The organism is Delftia sp. SD018, assembly GCF_017355445.1.
Taxonomy (GTDB): Bacteria; Pseudomonadota; Gammaproteobacteria; order Burkholderiales; family Burkholderiaceae_C; genus Comamonas; species Comamonas acidovorans.
On the sequence record NZ_JADDRN010000024.1, the window covers coordinates 22,384 to 36,427 of the forward strand.

The 14,044-nt window shown below is 66.5% G+C and carries 15 protein-coding genes; 6 read left to right on the forward strand and 9 right to left on the reverse strand.

The features are described 5' to 3' along the window. Positions 1-87 precede the first annotated feature (87 nt). A complete protein-coding gene (locus tag INR38_RS21490; protein ID WP_034394359.1) occupies positions 88-1,026 on the reverse strand; it encodes a LysR family transcriptional regulator in 939 nt (312 codons plus the stop codon). Between the two features lie 133 nt (positions 1,027-1,159). Between INR38_RS21490 and INR38_RS21495 the strand changes: the two genes are divergently transcribed. The 3 genes from INR38_RS21495 (at position 1,160) to INR38_RS21505 (ending at position 3,043) form a co-directional block, all read left to right on the forward strand. Continuing rightward, complete coding sequence (locus INR38_RS21495; protein WP_012205871.1) at positions 1,160-1,861, forward strand: pirin family protein; 702 nt, start codon at positions 1,160-1,162, stop codon at positions 1,859-1,861. A gap of 44 nt (positions 1,862-1,905) precedes the next feature. Continuing rightward, positions 1,906-2,313 (forward strand): DoxX family protein, encoded by a 408-nt coding sequence (locus INR38_RS21500; protein WP_012205870.1) that lies wholly within the window; start codon positions 1,906-1,908, stop codon positions 2,311-2,313. Between the two features lie 160 nt (positions 2,314-2,473). Continuing rightward, the gene (locus INR38_RS21505) at positions 2,474-3,043 is read left to right on the forward strand and encodes a flavodoxin family protein (protein ID WP_088164517.1); all 570 of its coding nucleotides are present in this window, start codon (positions 2,474-2,476) and stop codon (positions 3,041-3,043) included. Positions 3,044-3,063: 20 nt separating this feature from the next. Here INR38_RS21505 and INR38_RS21510 read toward each other — a convergent pair whose 3' ends face one another. The 4 genes from INR38_RS21510 to INR38_RS21525 form a co-directional block, all read right to left on the reverse strand. Then, positions 3,064-4,404 (reverse strand): FAD-dependent oxidoreductase, encoded by a 1,341-nt coding sequence (locus tag INR38_RS21510; RefSeq protein WP_207443109.1) that lies wholly within the window; start codon positions 4,402-4,404, stop codon positions 3,064-3,066. Next, the gene (locus tag INR38_RS21515; protein ID WP_207443108.1) at positions 4,401-5,156 is read right to left on the reverse strand and encodes an amino acid ABC transporter ATP-binding protein; all 756 of its coding nucleotides are present in this window, start codon (positions 5,154-5,156) and stop codon (positions 4,401-4,403) included. The genes INR38_RS21510 and INR38_RS21515 overlap by 4 nt, the downstream gene beginning before the upstream one ends. After that, a complete protein-coding gene (gene ehuD / locus INR38_RS21520; RefSeq protein ID WP_207443107.1) occupies positions 5,153-5,818 on the reverse strand; it encodes an ectoine/hydroxyectoine ABC transporter permease subunit EhuD in 666 nt (221 codons plus the stop codon). The genes INR38_RS21515 and ehuD overlap by 4 nt, the downstream gene beginning before the upstream one ends. A gap of 91 nt (positions 5,819-5,909) precedes the next feature. After that, a complete protein-coding gene (locus INR38_RS21525) occupies positions 5,910-6,683 on the reverse strand; it encodes an ABC transporter substrate-binding protein (RefSeq protein WP_063325443.1) in 774 nt (257 codons plus the stop codon). A gap of 235 nt (positions 6,684-6,918) precedes the next feature. Between INR38_RS21525 and INR38_RS21530 the strand changes: the two genes are divergently transcribed. Then, positions 6,919-7,698: an IclR family transcriptional regulator gene (locus INR38_RS21530; protein WP_034365152.1), complete on the forward strand. Its 780-nt coding sequence runs from the start codon at positions 6,919-6,921 to the stop codon at positions 7,696-7,698. Positions 7,699-7,788: 90 nt separating this feature from the next. Here the strand turns inward: INR38_RS21530 and INR38_RS21535 are convergent, their stop codons facing one another. The 4 genes from INR38_RS21535 to INR38_RS21550 all read right to left on the reverse strand — a co-directional run bounded on the left by INR38_RS21535 (position 7,789) and on the right by INR38_RS21550 (position 12,043). Then, a complete protein-coding gene (locus INR38_RS21535; protein ID WP_207443106.1) occupies positions 7,789-8,562 on the reverse strand; it encodes a sulfurtransferase in 774 nt (257 codons plus the stop codon). Between the two features lie 65 nt (positions 8,563-8,627). Then, positions 8,628-9,497: a MinD/ParA family protein gene (locus INR38_RS21540; protein ID WP_013802173.1), complete on the reverse strand. Its 870-nt coding sequence runs from the start codon at positions 9,495-9,497 to the stop codon at positions 8,628-8,630. After that, positions 9,484-10,347 (reverse strand): GGDEF domain-containing protein, encoded by an 864-nt coding sequence (locus INR38_RS21545; RefSeq protein WP_081816226.1) that lies wholly within the window; start codon positions 10,345-10,347, stop codon positions 9,484-9,486. The genes INR38_RS21540 and INR38_RS21545 overlap by 14 nt, the downstream gene beginning before the upstream one ends. After that, complete coding sequence (locus tag INR38_RS21550; protein WP_207443105.1) at positions 10,298-12,043, reverse strand: SulP family inorganic anion transporter; 1,746 nt, start codon at positions 12,041-12,043, stop codon at positions 10,298-10,300. Before INR38_RS21550 ends, INR38_RS21545 begins: the two co-directional genes overlap by 50 nt. Before the next feature lie 150 nt (positions 12,044-12,193). On the opposite strand from INR38_RS21550, the gene INR38_RS21555 reads away from it, so the two are divergent. Together INR38_RS21555 and INR38_RS21560 are read left to right on the forward strand one after the other, a co-directional pair. Beyond that, complete coding sequence (locus INR38_RS21555; protein WP_013802176.1) at positions 12,194-12,664, forward strand: BON domain-containing protein; 471 nt, start codon at positions 12,194-12,196, stop codon at positions 12,662-12,664. 100 nt (positions 12,665-12,764) lie between these two features. Continuing rightward, on the forward strand, positions 12,765-13,994 hold the full coding sequence (locus INR38_RS21560; RefSeq protein WP_013802177.1) for a PLP-dependent transferase: 1,230 nt from the start codon (positions 12,765-12,767) through the stop codon (positions 13,992-13,994). Positions 13,995-14,044 lie beyond the last annotated feature (50 nt).

A 14,044-nucleotide genomic window follows, 5' to 3' on the forward strand; every position in this document is an offset into this window, starting at 1 on the left:
TCCGGCCTGTTGCACCGCAGCGGCGTGGCAGGCCGGGACCTGTAACCACTCTACACCCGCGAAGACCGCCCGGCGGCGTGCGCCAGCTCAATGTCGGTGATGATTTTCCATGAGAGCGCGGCGCGTGGCGGGGCTCTCCAACTGCTGCAGCCACCACTGCAGCGCGCGCGGCGGGACCTGCTGTGGCGGGCAGGACCATGCGTAGTGCATGCGCACGTTGCGCGAGGGCCGGGCGACCTGGCGCGTCACCAGCAGGCCGGCCTGCACATACACATCGGCCATGAAATGGGGCAGGAAGCCGCAGCCTATGCCGCGCACCTGGGCCTCGATCTTGGCCTGCATGGAGTCCACGGTGAAGATGTCCTGGCCGCTGAGCAGGCCCATGCTGGCGCTGTCGCGCAGGCCTGAATCGGCCACGGCGATGATGCGGTGCTGCAGCAAGGTGGCGTCGGTGATGGGCTCGGGCGCCGTGGCCAGCGGATGGTGGGGCGCCACGGCAAAGACAAAGTCCAGCTCGCCCAGCTCGCAGGCCTGCAGGCCCGCCACGTTGCTGGAGTTGACGGCCACCCCGATGGCCAGGTCGGCCCGGCCCGAGGTCAGCGTCTCCAGCGTGCCGGTGAGGATGCCGTCGCGCAGCTTCAGCCGCGTGGGTGGCTGCATGGCGTAGAAGGCCTCGACCAGCTCCAGCATCGGCGTGCGCGCCACGGCACCATCGACCACGATGGTCAGGTGCGGCTCCCAGCCCGTGGCCACGCGGCGCACGCGGTGGGCCACGGTGTCGATCTCATGCAGCAGGCGCACCCCCTCGCGCAGCAGCTCCCGGCCGGCCTCGGTGGGCTGGGCGTGGCGCGAGCGGCGGTCGAACAGCAGCACGTCCAGCGCATCTTCGATCTGGCGCACACGGTAGGTCAGGGCACTGGGCACCAGGCCCAGCTGGCGTGCAGCGGCGGCAAAGCTGCCGGCCTCGGCAATGGCCTGGAGCATGGCCAGGCTGTCGGGGGTGAGCACGTCGCGGGGGCTGGGCATGGGGCGTTATGGCTTCAAAAGCTTTGAATGATGCCATCAATCCTGCTGCGCCTTGCCTGCGGCAGCGGCTTCTACAGTGGAGCCATCGACGCAAGAGTTTCGAAGATCTGACACGTTGGAAAGGGACAAAAACATGATCGCCCTGCGCAAATCCCGGGAACGCGGCCATGCCGACCATGGCTGGCTGCGCTCGCACCACAGCTTCTCGTTTGCGGGCTACCACGATCCGCGCCACATGGGCTTTGGCAACCTGCGCGTGATCAACGAGGACCACATCGCCCCGGGCACGGGCTTCGGCTCCCATGGCCACAAGGACATGGAGATCATCAGCTACGTGCTCGAAGGCCGGCTCTCGCACAAGGACAGCATGGGCAATGAGCAGACCATCTCGCCCGGCGAGGTGCAGCGCATGAGCGCCGGCTCGGGCGTGGTCCACAGCGAGCACAACCATGCGCCGGGCCAGACCACGCATTTCCTGCAGATCTGGCTGCTGCCCAGCGAAACGGGCATTGCGCCCGGCTATGCGCAAAAAGCCTTTGCCGACGAGGAAAAGCGCGGCCGGCTGCGCCTGGTGGCCTCGCCCGATGGCGCCGAGGGCTCGGTCACCGTCCATGCCGATGCCCGGCTGTATGCCGGGCTGTTCGACGGCGATGAGCAGGCCGAGCTGGAACTGCCCGCCGGCCGCAAAACCTATGTGCACCTGGTGCGCGGCGCGCTGAGCGTCAATGGGCAACGGCTGACAACGGGCGATGCGGCCCTTGTGGAGAATGAACCGCGACTGCGCCTGCACGACGGGGAACAGTCCGAGGTCCTGGTCTTCGATCTGCAAGCCTGAGAGCGTGCACAGCACGCTCTGAAGATTCACGAGGAGTACCCATCATGTTGAACCGTCTGAGCAACCCGCTGGCGCTGGCCGGCCGCATCCTGATCGCGCTGATGTTCGTGCCTGCGGGCTTTCAGAAAATCGGAGGCTTCGCCGGGACTGTGGGCTATGCCGCATCGGTAGGCATGCCCATGCCGCAGATCGGCGTGGCCATTGCCCTGGTAGTGGAGATCGTCGGCGGCCTGGCCTTGCTGCTGGGCTGGTGCACGCGCTGGGCGGCCCTGGTGCTGGCGTTCTTCACGCTGGTGGCCAGCTTCTTCTTTCACACCTACTGGAGCGTGCCGGCCGACGCGGCCATGATGCAGCAGCTGCTGTTCTGGAAGAACATCGCCGTGACTGGCGGCCTGCTGGGCTTTGCCGCCCACGGTGCCGGCGGCTGGAGCGTGGATGCGCGCCGCCATTGAGTGGGTCGGGCAGCGTTGGCCATGCCCTGATTTTTGTTAGGCTACTGCCTTGAGTGGGCCCCGCAGCAGCGCTGCGGGGCCCTTTGGCGTGGATGGATTGATGAATGCGGCGCTGGCTGGCCTGTGGCTGCGCAGGGCGTTCGAGGATTGGATTTCTTGTATGGCAGATATCGTGGTGGTCTACCACTCGGGTTACGGACACACCCAGCGCATGGCCCAGGCCGTGGCCGACGGCGCAGGCGCGCGCATGCTGTCGATCGACAGCGACGGCCAGCTGCCTGCGGGTGGCTGGGAGTTGCTGGCGGCGGCAGACGCCATCATCTTTGGATCGCCCACCTACATGGGCGGGCCGAGCTGGCAGTTCAAGCGCTTTGCCGATGCCTCTTCCAAGCCGTGGTTCGTGCAGGCCTGGAAGGACAAGCTGTTCGCCGGCTTCACCAACAGTGCTAGCGTCAACGGCAACAAGCAGACCACGCTGGACTACCTGTTCCAACTGGCCATGCAGCATGGCGGCCTGTGGGTGGGCAGCGGCATGCTGCCGTCCAACGCGCGCGCCGCACAGCGCAATGACCTCAACTGGATAGGCGCCTTCAGCGGTGCCATGGCGCAATCGGCCTCGGATGCCTCGGCCGCCGAGATGCTGCCGGGCGACCTGGAGACGGCGCGCGTGTTCGGCGAGCGCGTGGCGCAGCAGGCGCTGCGGCTGATGCGCCAGGCCGGCGCGGCTTGATCGGCCGTCCCCACTGAACCTCACGCCCCCAGCCGGTCCAGCAGGCTGTACCAGGCTACTCCCGCCGCTATGTACAAACGTTGCAACCCATGCAGCGGTATCGGCTGAACCGGCGTTACCGGAAAAGAGCAGGCCAGCGTATTTCCGCCGGCCATCAGCGCTGCCGCCTCCCGCCCCAGCAGGGTGGCCATGGCAATGCCGCGGCCGTTGTAGCCCAGGGCCATGGTGATGCCGGGGGCAGGCTGATGCAGATGGGGCATGAAGTCGCGTGTGACGGCGATGCGCCCGGCCCAGCGGTACTCGTATTGGAGGGGGCCCAGGCCGGGAAACATCAGCGCCACGGCGCGTTCCAGATGGGCATAGTCGCCTGCGCCCTGCGGGTCCGCAAAATGGCCGCGCCCGCCCATGAGCAGACGGCCTTGTGCGTCCTTGCGAAAGTACAGCAGCAGGCGCTGCGAGGTCGAGCCTGTCTCGCCCCCGGGCAGGATGTGCGCGCCCGCCTTGCCCAGGGGCTGCGTGGCCACGATGAAGCTGTTGGCTGCCAGCACCGTGCGTGCCAGACCAGGCCACAGGCCATCGGTATAGCCGTTGGTGCCCAGCAGCACCTGCCTGGCCTGTATGCGGTGACCCTGGGCCGTGGTGGCGACCCAGTGGTCCGTGCCCTGGCGCTCCAGTGCCAGCACGGGTGATTCGCTGTGAACCTGCACGCCCAGGGCCTGTGCGGCGCGCACCAGTCCGCGCACGTAGGCCAGGGGCTGTATGGCGCCGGCGCGTCCATCCAGCCAGCCGCCGGCAAAGGCGGGCGTGCCTGTGCGTGCTGCCGTGGCAGCGCGGTCCAGCAGTTCCACGCGCACGCCGCGCCGTTCCCACTGCCGGGCGCGTGCGTGCATGCCGTCCACCGCCTGCTGGGTGTATCCGACCTGCAGCCAGCCGGCACGCACGGGCGCGCAGTCGATGCCGTGCCGTTCGATCAACCCGTACACAAGGTCGGCCGAGCGGGAGACGGCGTCGATCAGCCGCTCGCCACGAGCGGCGCCATGGATGCGCTGCAGTTCGTCGGGGTCGTATTTGAGGGTGGGATTCACCTGGCCGCCGTTGCGGCCCGACGCACCCCAGCCGGGAGCATGGGCGTCAAGCACGCACACGCTGGCGCCGCTTTCGGCCAAATGCAGTGCTGCCGACAGGCCGGTATATCCCGCGCCGATCACCAGCACGTCGGTGGTGGTCAGCGCTGCCGCCAGCGGTGGCGTGGGCGGTGCGGCGGGTGCAGTGGCCGCCCACAGCGATGGCGCTGACGGGTGCGACAGCACGGGGCGTACCGACGAAGACGATGCGATGGAGGCGGTAGCTGCCATCGTCATGCCGCACCTTCTGATGGCGCACAGTGCTGGTGCAGCACGCGCCGCAGGAAGTCCTGCGTGCGTGCATGGCGCGGTGCGCCCAGCACCTGGGCCGAAGGGCCTTCCTCCACGATGGTGCCGCCATGCAGAAAGCACACGCGGTCGGCCACCTCGCGAGCAAAGGCCATCTCGTGCGTGACTACGATCATCGTCATGCCTTCTTCGGCCAGCTGGCGCATCACGCCCAGCACGTCGCCCACCAGTTCGGGGTCCAGGGCCGAAGTGGGTTCGTCGAACAGCATGGCCTCGGGCTTCATGGCCAGGGCGCGGGCAATGGCCACCCGCTGCTGCTGTCCGCCCGACAGCTGTGCGGGCCAGGCCTGTGCCTTGTCTGCCAGGCCTACCTTGCGCAGCAGCTCCAATGCCTCGGCATGGGCCTGGCCGGGAGCCTGGCCCTTCACATGGATGGGGCCTTCCATCACGTTCTGCACCACGGTGCGGTGCGGGAAGAGGTTGAAGCGCTGGAACACCATGCCCATGCGGCTGCGCAGCGCGTGGATGGAGGGCGCGCGTGTGTCCACGTGCTCCCCGAAGGCACGCACCTCGCCGCCCTGGTACGACTCCAGGCCGTTGATGCAGCGCAGCACCGTGGACTTGCCTGATCCCGAAGGGCCGATCAGGCACACCACTTCTCCACGTGCCACGCGCAGGTTGACGCCCCGCAGCACGCGATGCTCCCCGTAGGCCTTTTCCAGGTGGTCGATCTCGATCATGGCGACTTCCTCCCCGCTCCAAAGCGCTTCTCCAGACGCCTGAGCCCCCATACCAGCGGCAGGCTCATGGCCAGGTAGAGCAGGGCGACCAGGGTGTAGACCGTCATGTTCTGGAAGGTGGACGCTGCGATCAACTGGCCCTGGCGCGTCATCTCGGCCACGGTGATGGTGGAGACCAGGGACGAGTCCTTGAGCATCATCACCAGGGTGTTGCCGTAGGGCGGCAGCGCAATGCGGAATGCCTGCGGCAGCACGACGCGGCGCATGAGCAGGGCGGGTCGCATGCCCATGGCCAGTGCGGCTTCCCGCTGGCCTGGGTCCACCGCCTCGATGCCGGCGCGGAAGTTCTCTGCCTGATAGGCCGAATAGGCAATGCCCAGGCCGATCACGCCGGCCTGGAATGCGGTGAGCTGGATACCGACCTCGGGCAGCACGAAGTAGATGTAGAACAGCTGCACGATGATGGGCAGGCCCCGTATCACATTGACCACGGTCGATGCGGCCCACGAGATGGCGCGCACGGGTGAGAGCTTGCCCAGCGCCAGCACCAGTCCGATCGCGCTGGACAACAGGAACGACAGCGCGGTGACCTGCACCGTGACCACCGCTCCTTGCAGCAGGATGGGCAGGAACTCTCGCGCGTGCTGCACAAATGCTTGCATGGCGTACTTTCCTCGAAGGTGTCATTGCCGTGCATTGCGCGGCAAAGGGGGGAGGCGAGGCGCGAGGCGACCCGGCGGGCGTCCGATGTCCTCAGATGCCCCACTTCTTGACGATCTGGGCCAGGGTGCCGTCTGCCTTGATGGTGGCGATGGCCTTGTTCAGGCGGGCCAGGGTTTCGGTGTCACCCTTGCGCACCACCAGGCACACATCCCCCACGTTGGAGGGCTTGTAGCTTTCGGCCAGCTTCACGCCCTGGAAGCTGTGCTGGCGTATCTGGTAGGCAATGATGGGCTGGTCACCCAGCCCTGCCTTGATGCGGCCAAGCGCCAGATCGCGCGTCATATCGGCTACCGAGTCGTAGCTGCGCACTTCCCTGAAGATGCCTTTTTTCTGCAGCAGGTCGTAGAACACCGTGCCCACCTGGGCACCGACGACCTCGCCCTTGAGGTCGTCCAATGACACATAGGCCTTGGCATCGTCGGCCTTGACGATCAGGCCCTCGCCGTAGGAGTAGACCGCATCGCTGAAATCTACCACCTGCTGGCGTGCGGCGGTCTTGAGCATGGCGGCCGAGATGATGTCGATCTTGCTGGATGTGAGCGAGGGGATCAGCGCCGCAAAGCTGGTCTGCTGCACATGGGCCTGGAAGCCTCCGGCCTTGGCCACGGCCTGCATGGTGTCGACCATCATGCCCTGGATGCTGTTGCTCTTGACGTCCAGAAAGGTGAACGGAATGCCTGTGGGCGTGGCGCCCACGTTGTAGCTGGCCGGGGCGCTGCCGCCTTGCGCTGCAGCCAGCGCGACGGCGCCGGCGGCACACATGCCCAGGGCGAGGTGGAGGACGCGGTGGACAAAACCTGGCATTGCCTGACTCCTTGGCGTGAACGACGGAAGGAAACAGCAGGGACAGGTCACCTTGGGAGCAGCCCCTCGCCTGCAGCGGAGAATTCTCGGAACCGCGCCAATGATCAATGTGGATGAATCTTTAGAAAATAAGAGAAAACCACTAAGCAATTCAAAGAAATCGATATGCGATTCTTTGGAAGTGGATGCCTATACTTGCGCCATGCAAGCAACGCCTCAACCCGCTTCGTCACCGATGGATGACGACACCAACCCACTGTTCAACCAGTCGCTGGAGAAGGGCCTGGCCGTGCTCTGCGCCTTCAGCGCGCAGCACCGGAGCATGACGCTGGCCGATGTGGCTGCCGCTGCGGGCATCAACAAAAGCTCGGCGCAACGCATGGTGTTCACGCTGGAGCAACTGGGCTATGTCCGCAAGCATCCGCAAACCCGGCGCTACCAGCTCGCGCCGCGCGTCATGCGCGTGGGCTACAACTACCTGGCAGCCAATCCGGTGATCGACCTGGCCAATCCGTATCTTTCGGAGCTGACCAAGATCACGACCGAGACCACCTGCCTGACCGAGCCCGACGGGCTGGAGATGGTCTACGTGGCACGCTTCATCAGCGCCCAGTTTGTGCCGGTGCACATGCCCATTGGCAGTCGCATCCCCATGTACTGCACTGCCTCGGGGCGTGCCTGGCTGAGCGCACTGCCCGATGAAGAAGCCCTGGCCCTGCTGCGCCAGAGCGAGCGGACCGCGCACACACGTTTCACCATCACGGACGAGGCCGCCATCCTCGATGAACTGGCCCAGGCGCGTCGGCGCGGCTATGCCGTCAACCGGGAGGAACTCTTTCTGGGCGACATGACGCTGGGCGCGCCCGTCATCGGCAGCCATGGCCGCCCCGTGGCTGCCGTGCACATCGTCGCGCCGACCAGCCGATGGACGGTAGAGGAGGCGCAAGCCCGCCTGGGCCCAGGGCTGCTGGCCTGCGCCCGCTCGCTCAGCAACTCGGTGCGAGCCCTGGGTTGAACAGCGGCCGATGCTGCAGCCGGTACGGCCGCATTGGTGTCGCACGCCGCAAGCGTGGCGTGCATGCCCCGTCAGGGCTGGGGGCGCAGTCTATGGAGACGGAATCTCCTGGGCCTGCGGATGCTCCAGCTGGGGTGCGGCCGACAGGTCCGCGTCCACGGCCCGGCGCTCGTCAAAGACGAAGCAGCCGCCGTCATAGAAGGCGCCGTCGGTTTCCTCGAAGTACTTGAGGATGCCGCCTTCCAGCTGGTAGACATGCTCCAGGCCTTCGTCCCGCATCAGGATGGCGGCCTTCTCGCAGCGTATGCCGCCCGTGCAGTAGCTGACCACGGTCTTGTCGGCCAGCTCGGCCTTGTGGGCGCGCAGCGCGGGCGGGAACTCGGTGAACTTGGTGATGCGCCAGTCGATGGTGTCCTTGAAGGCGCCGGCATCGACCTCGAAGTCGTTGCGCGTGTCCAGCGTCACCACCTCGCGGCCCTCGTCATCGTGGCCCTGTTCCAGCCAGCGGCGCAGCGTGGCGGGGCTGACCGATGGCGCGCGGCCCTCTGCCGGGCGGATGGTGGGGTGGTCCATGCGGATGATCTCGCGCTTGACCTTGACCAGCATCTTGCGAAACGGCACGGTGTCGGACCAGCTTTCCTTGGGGGCCAGGTCGGCAAAGCGCTCATCGGCGCGCAACTGGTCAACGAAGCTGTGAACCGCCTGGGCGGGGCCGGCCAGGAAGAAGTTGATGCCTTCCTCGGCCAGGAGGATGGTGCCCTTGAGCGCCAGGGCCTGGGCGCGTTCGGCCAGGGTGTCGCGCAGCGCCGCTGCATCGGGCAGCGGCGTGAACTTGTAGCAGGAAATATTGAGGATGTCGGACACGGGCAGGCAGGCGGGTGCGGCACAGGCCGCGGGTTGGATCGGGGCGCCGGCGAGAGGCGACCCGATCAGCCGCCCGACACCAGCAGGGCCTTGATTTTATTGGCCAGCTGGGCCACTGCCAGCGAAGCCGGTGCGCCGGGCATGGACTGCAGCAGCAACTGGCGGCGCATCACCGCCTCGCGCACGGCCGGGTCGGATGGAATATCCCCCAGGTGCGTGAGCCGCAATGGCTCGCCGGAGGCCGTGTTGACAAAGCGGTTGAGCACCTGCTGCAGCTGGCCCGTGATGGCGCGGCCATCTCCGGGGCGTGCCGCCTGGTTGATGGCCAGGCGGATCTGCTGGCGTTTTTGCTGGATGGCCAGCACCTTGATGGCCGCATAGGCATCGGTCAGCGAGGTGGGCTCGGGCGTGGCGATGACCAGCACCTCGGTGGCCATGGACACGGAGAACAGCACCACGTCCGAGATGCCTGCGCCGGTGTCCAGCAGCACGATGTCGTAGCGCGGGGCCAGTGTCTCGATGGTGTGCGTGAACTGCTGGCGGATCTCGGGCGTGAGCCGCGAGTACTCGATCATCCCGGAGCCGGCCAGCAGCACCGAGTAGCCGCCGGGCGCGGGCAGGATGGCTTCCTCCAGCGAGGAACGGCCGGTGAATACATCGTGCAGCGTGACCTTGGGGTAGAGGTTGAGCACCACATCCAGGTTGGCCAGACCCAGGTCGGCGTCAAGCACCAGGACCTTGAGGCCATGGCGTGTCAGCGCTGCGGCCAGATTGGCCGAAACGAAGGTCTTGCCCACGCCGCCCTTGCCGCTGGTCACGGCGATGATGTGTCCGCGCGGCTTGGCGCGCACGGCATCGCTCATCGGAACGGCAGCGGGCAGGGAGGGGTGGGGAATGGCGTTGTCGCTTACCACCTGGCTATCAGCGGAGTCCATCTTCGGGGTCCACATCGGTTGCAATATCTGGATTCAGCCCATTGTCAAACGGGGACGGGGCATACAAAGGTCCGAAAAGCAGGCTTTTTTCCTCCGCGCTTACCGTACTGTCAGGTTGTTCTTCAATGTGCACGCGGTTGCGGCCGGCGGATTTGGCCAGGTACAACTGTTTGTCGGCACGCTCGGTCCACAAGGTTGTGGTGCTGCGTATCCACTGCAGCGCATAGGCGCCGCCGATGCTGATGGTGATCTGCAGTGTCAGCGTGGGTGAGATGACGACCGGCATGCGCTCGATGGCGCTGCGTATGCGTTCGGCCACGGAGACACCGAAGGTCGCAGGGCAGGCGGGCAGCACGATGGCGAATTCCTCTCCTCCGTAGCGGGCCAGCGTGTCCATGGGGCGCACGCAATTGGTCAGGGTACGGGCCACCGACTGCAGAACCCGGTCGCCCACGATATGGCCGTGCTGGTCGTTGATCTGCTTGAAATGGTCGATGTCCAGCATCAGCATCAGGGCCGCTTCGCCAGACCGCGCCACGCGGTCGATCTCGCGCTCGGCAATGGTGCGGAAATGGCGGCGGTTGGCCAGCCCCGTGAGCGGGTCGCGCAGCGACAGCGAGCACAGTTCATCGATCAGCGCCTGCAGATATCGCGTCGGCGAATCCGTGGGCAGATGGACCGCCCCACCAGCGTGGGTAACCAGCGCGTGGGCTGTGGCCAGGCGCAGGTCGCGCAGGTATACGGATTGGTGGGATGCGGGGGCAGTCACGGAGGGCTGAATGAAAAGCCAGTGAAGTGTATCAGTGTGTAGGCTCAATTGTCGCCGCGCCGGCATCGACTTTTGCACCATCGGTGGTAACAGATGTTGATCCTGGTGCAGGCACGAACGGCGGCAGGGCAAGGGCGGCGAGGAATTCCGCATCGGTGCGGTACAGCCGCAGGTGCGGTCCGCGGTGCAGGGCGCCTGCCCGCAGCAGCACCTGTTCGGCCGGCAGCTTCAGGCCCACCACATGCAGCACGCCGCTGCGCTTGGCCGCCAGCAGTTGCAGGCGCACGAAGGTCTCCACACCCGTCACGTCGATGCGGTTGATGGGCTGGGCCAGCAGGCACAGATGGTGCGTCTCCGGGCGCAGCGCCCATTCGTCACCGATACGACGCTCCAGGGCCGAGGCCGAGCCGAAGTCCAGCTCGGCATCCATGCGCAGGGCCAGCAGGCCCGGCGCCAGCGGCTGCAGTTGCCAGAGGTTGCGGTCGCGCAGGCTGCCGTCGGGATGCTGGCCCACTTCGATGATGCGCGGATGCAGGCGCTGGTAGAGGAAATAGCCCAGGCTCAGCACAATGCCCGCGAACACGCCCCAGTACATGCGCGGCGCCGTGACGATGGTCAGCAGCAGCGTGGCCAGCGCAATGCTGCCCTCCACGCGCGACACCTTGAACAACTGCAGCAGCACGCGCGGCTTGACCAGGTTGACCACGGCCGTGATCACGATGGCCGCCAGCGCCGCCTTTGGCACGTGGTACAGCGCCGGGATGAACCACAGCACCACGATGACCACCAGCAGGATGGAGAACACGTTGGACCAGCCCGTCTTGGCGCCGGCCAGCAGGTTCACGGCCGAGCGCGAGAACGAGGCGCTGGTGGCAAAGCTGCCGAACAGGCCCGCACTGATCTTGGACAGCCCCTGGGCGACCAGGTCTTGGTTCTCGTTCCAGCGCGTGCCGGCCTGCTGGTGCTCCACCTGGGCGCTGGAGGCCGTCTCCAGAAAGCTCACCAGCGAGATCACCAGCACCGGCATCACCAGGGCGCCGAACTCGTCCCAGCTCAGCAATCCCGGCAATTGGAAGCTGGGCAGGCCTGCCGGCAGATGGCCGACCACGGCGCCACCGTCATCGGCAAAGTCCGTGGCCCAGCTGATCACGCCGGTCAGCGCAATGATGAAGATGGCCGAGGGAAAGGCGGCGCGCCAGCGCTTGGCCAGCACCAGCAGCGCAATGCTGGCAATGCCGTAGAGGATGGACTGCCAGTCGAAAAGCTGCAGCGAAGGCGTGTTCCAGACCGCGCTCCAGGTCGAACGCAGTCCCAGCAGGGTGGGCAACTGCGAGGCCAGAATCAGCAGCGCTGCCGCCTGTGTGAAACCCGTGAGCACGGGCGAGGTCACCAGATTGAGCAGCCAGCCGGCGCGCATCAGGCCCAGCGACCACTGCACCAGGCCCGACAAAATCGCCATCCAGGCGGCCAGGGCCACCCAGTGCGCGGAGCCGGGTTCGGCCAGGCCCGTGAGGGAGGCGCCGATCAGCAGTGCACTCAAGGCCGTGGGTCCCACACCCAGGCGCGGCGAGCCGCTGAACATCACGGCCACCAGGGCAGGGACGATGGAGGCGTAAATGCCGGTGATCAGCGGCATGCCGGCAAGCGCCGCATAGGCCACGCCCTGGGGCAGAAGCATCAGACCAACGGTGAGACCTGCCCAGAACTCCCCGCGCAGCACGGCTGCCGAGGGTTTGGGCCATGCCAGGAAGGGAAACCAGCGCGCCAGGGAATGCATGGCCGCTATTGTCATGCTAACTGGATGGTGCCGGGATGTTCGGGCTTGTCCTACAGGCGCTTGCGTCGGCGTCGTATGGGTTTGTCCCAGGGCCATAAATAAAGTCGAGGCCTGTGTTGACCGCCTCACAACTATTCAAGGAGTAACCGCATGACTTTCATCACCCAACGCTGCTGCCACATCCTCGCCGTGTCCGCCCTGGCCTTCGGCCTCGCCGCATGCGGAAAGACCGAAGACACTGCCGGCCAGAAGCTCGACTCCGCCGTCCAGCAGTCCCAGCAGGCCGCGCAAAGCGCAGGCCAGAAGATCGACAACGCCATGAGCAGCGCCGGCACCAAGATCGAGGAAGGCGCGATGAAGGCCGAAACGGCCACCAACAACGCCATGAGCCAGGCAGGCGCCGCGCTCGACGATGCAGGCATCACCGCCCAGATCAAGGCCGACCTGATCAAGGAACCCGATATCTCCGCGCTCAAGATCGACGTGGACACCAAGGCCGGCGCCGTCACGCTGACCGGCTCGGTGCCCAGCGATGCGCTCAAGATGCGCGCCGGCGACATTGCCAAGGCCGTCAAGGGCGTGAACAACGTCAGCAACATGCTGGAGATCAAGGCCAGCTGATCGCAGCCACCGGCTTTGCTCCCCCAACGAAAACCAGGCGCTATGTCCGCCTGGTTTTTTTATGCCTGAACGCCGTGGCCCAGCGCATAAGATGCGCTGCATGAGCACACCCGACCTGCAGATCAGCACCCATCTCATCCACCATCCCTACCAGCCGCCCGAAGGCTTTGTCGCGCCGCAGCCGCCGGTGCATAAGGCCTCGACGGTGATCTTCGAGAACGTGGCGGCCATGCGCCGCCGCCAGTGGCTGGACAAGAGCAGCTACACCTACGGCCTGCACGGCACGCCCACCACATTCTTGCTGGAAGAGCGCCTGAGCGCGCTGGAAGGCGGCCTGCAATGCCTGCTGGTGCCCAGCGGCCTGGCGGCCATCGCCACCACCTCCCTGGCCCTGCTGCGCACCGGCGACGAGATGCTGCTGCCCGACAACGCCTACGGTCCCAACAAGACCCTGAGCGAGGGCGAGCTGGCCCATTTCGGCGTGCGCCACCAGTGCTATGACGCCATGGATGTTGCCGACCTCGAAGCCAAAATCACGCCCAAGACGCGTTTGGTCTGGCTGGAGGCGCCGGGCTCGGTGACCATGGAGTTTCCTGACCTCATCGCCATGGTGCGCCTGTGCCGCGCGCGCGGCATCACCACCGTGCTGGACAACACCTGGGGTGCGGGCCTGGCCTTCAATCCCTTCGACTTGCTGGGCGACGGCTCGCACAGCCTGGGCGTGGACGCCACCGTCCATGCGCTTACCAAGTACCCCAGCGGCGGCGGCGATGTGCTCATGGGCAGCATCATCACGCGCGACCAGGCGCTGCACATGCGCATCAAGCTGGCCCATATGCGCCTGGGCCTGGGCGTGGGCGGCAACGACACCGAGGCCGTGCTGCGCTCGCTGCCCAGCATTGCGCTGCGCTACCACGCACAGGACCGCGCCGCGCGCGAGCTGGCGCGCTGGCTGCAGCAGCAGCCGGCCGTGGTCCAGGTACTGCATCCCGCGCTCGAGGGCGCTCCGGGCCACGAGAACTGGAAGGCCCTGTGCGGAGCCGCCGGCGGCGGCGAGGGCGTGGCGGCCGGCCTGTTCAGCGTGGTCATCGACCCGCGCCACGGCCAGCAGGCCGTGGACCGCTTCTGCGACAGCCTGCGCCTGTTCAAGATCGGCTACAGCTGGGGCGGCCCCATCAGCCTGGTCGTGCCCTATGAGCTGCCGTCCATGCGCAGTTGCCCCACGCCCCAGCTGCGCAGCGGCACCGTGGTGCGCTTTGCCATCGGCCTGGAGGCCGTGCAGGACCTGCGTGCCGACCTGGAGCAGGCCCTGGCCGCTGCGTTCGCATAGTTGAGCGCCAGGCGCCGGTGACATGCGCCTGTCACCGGCAACACCGATGC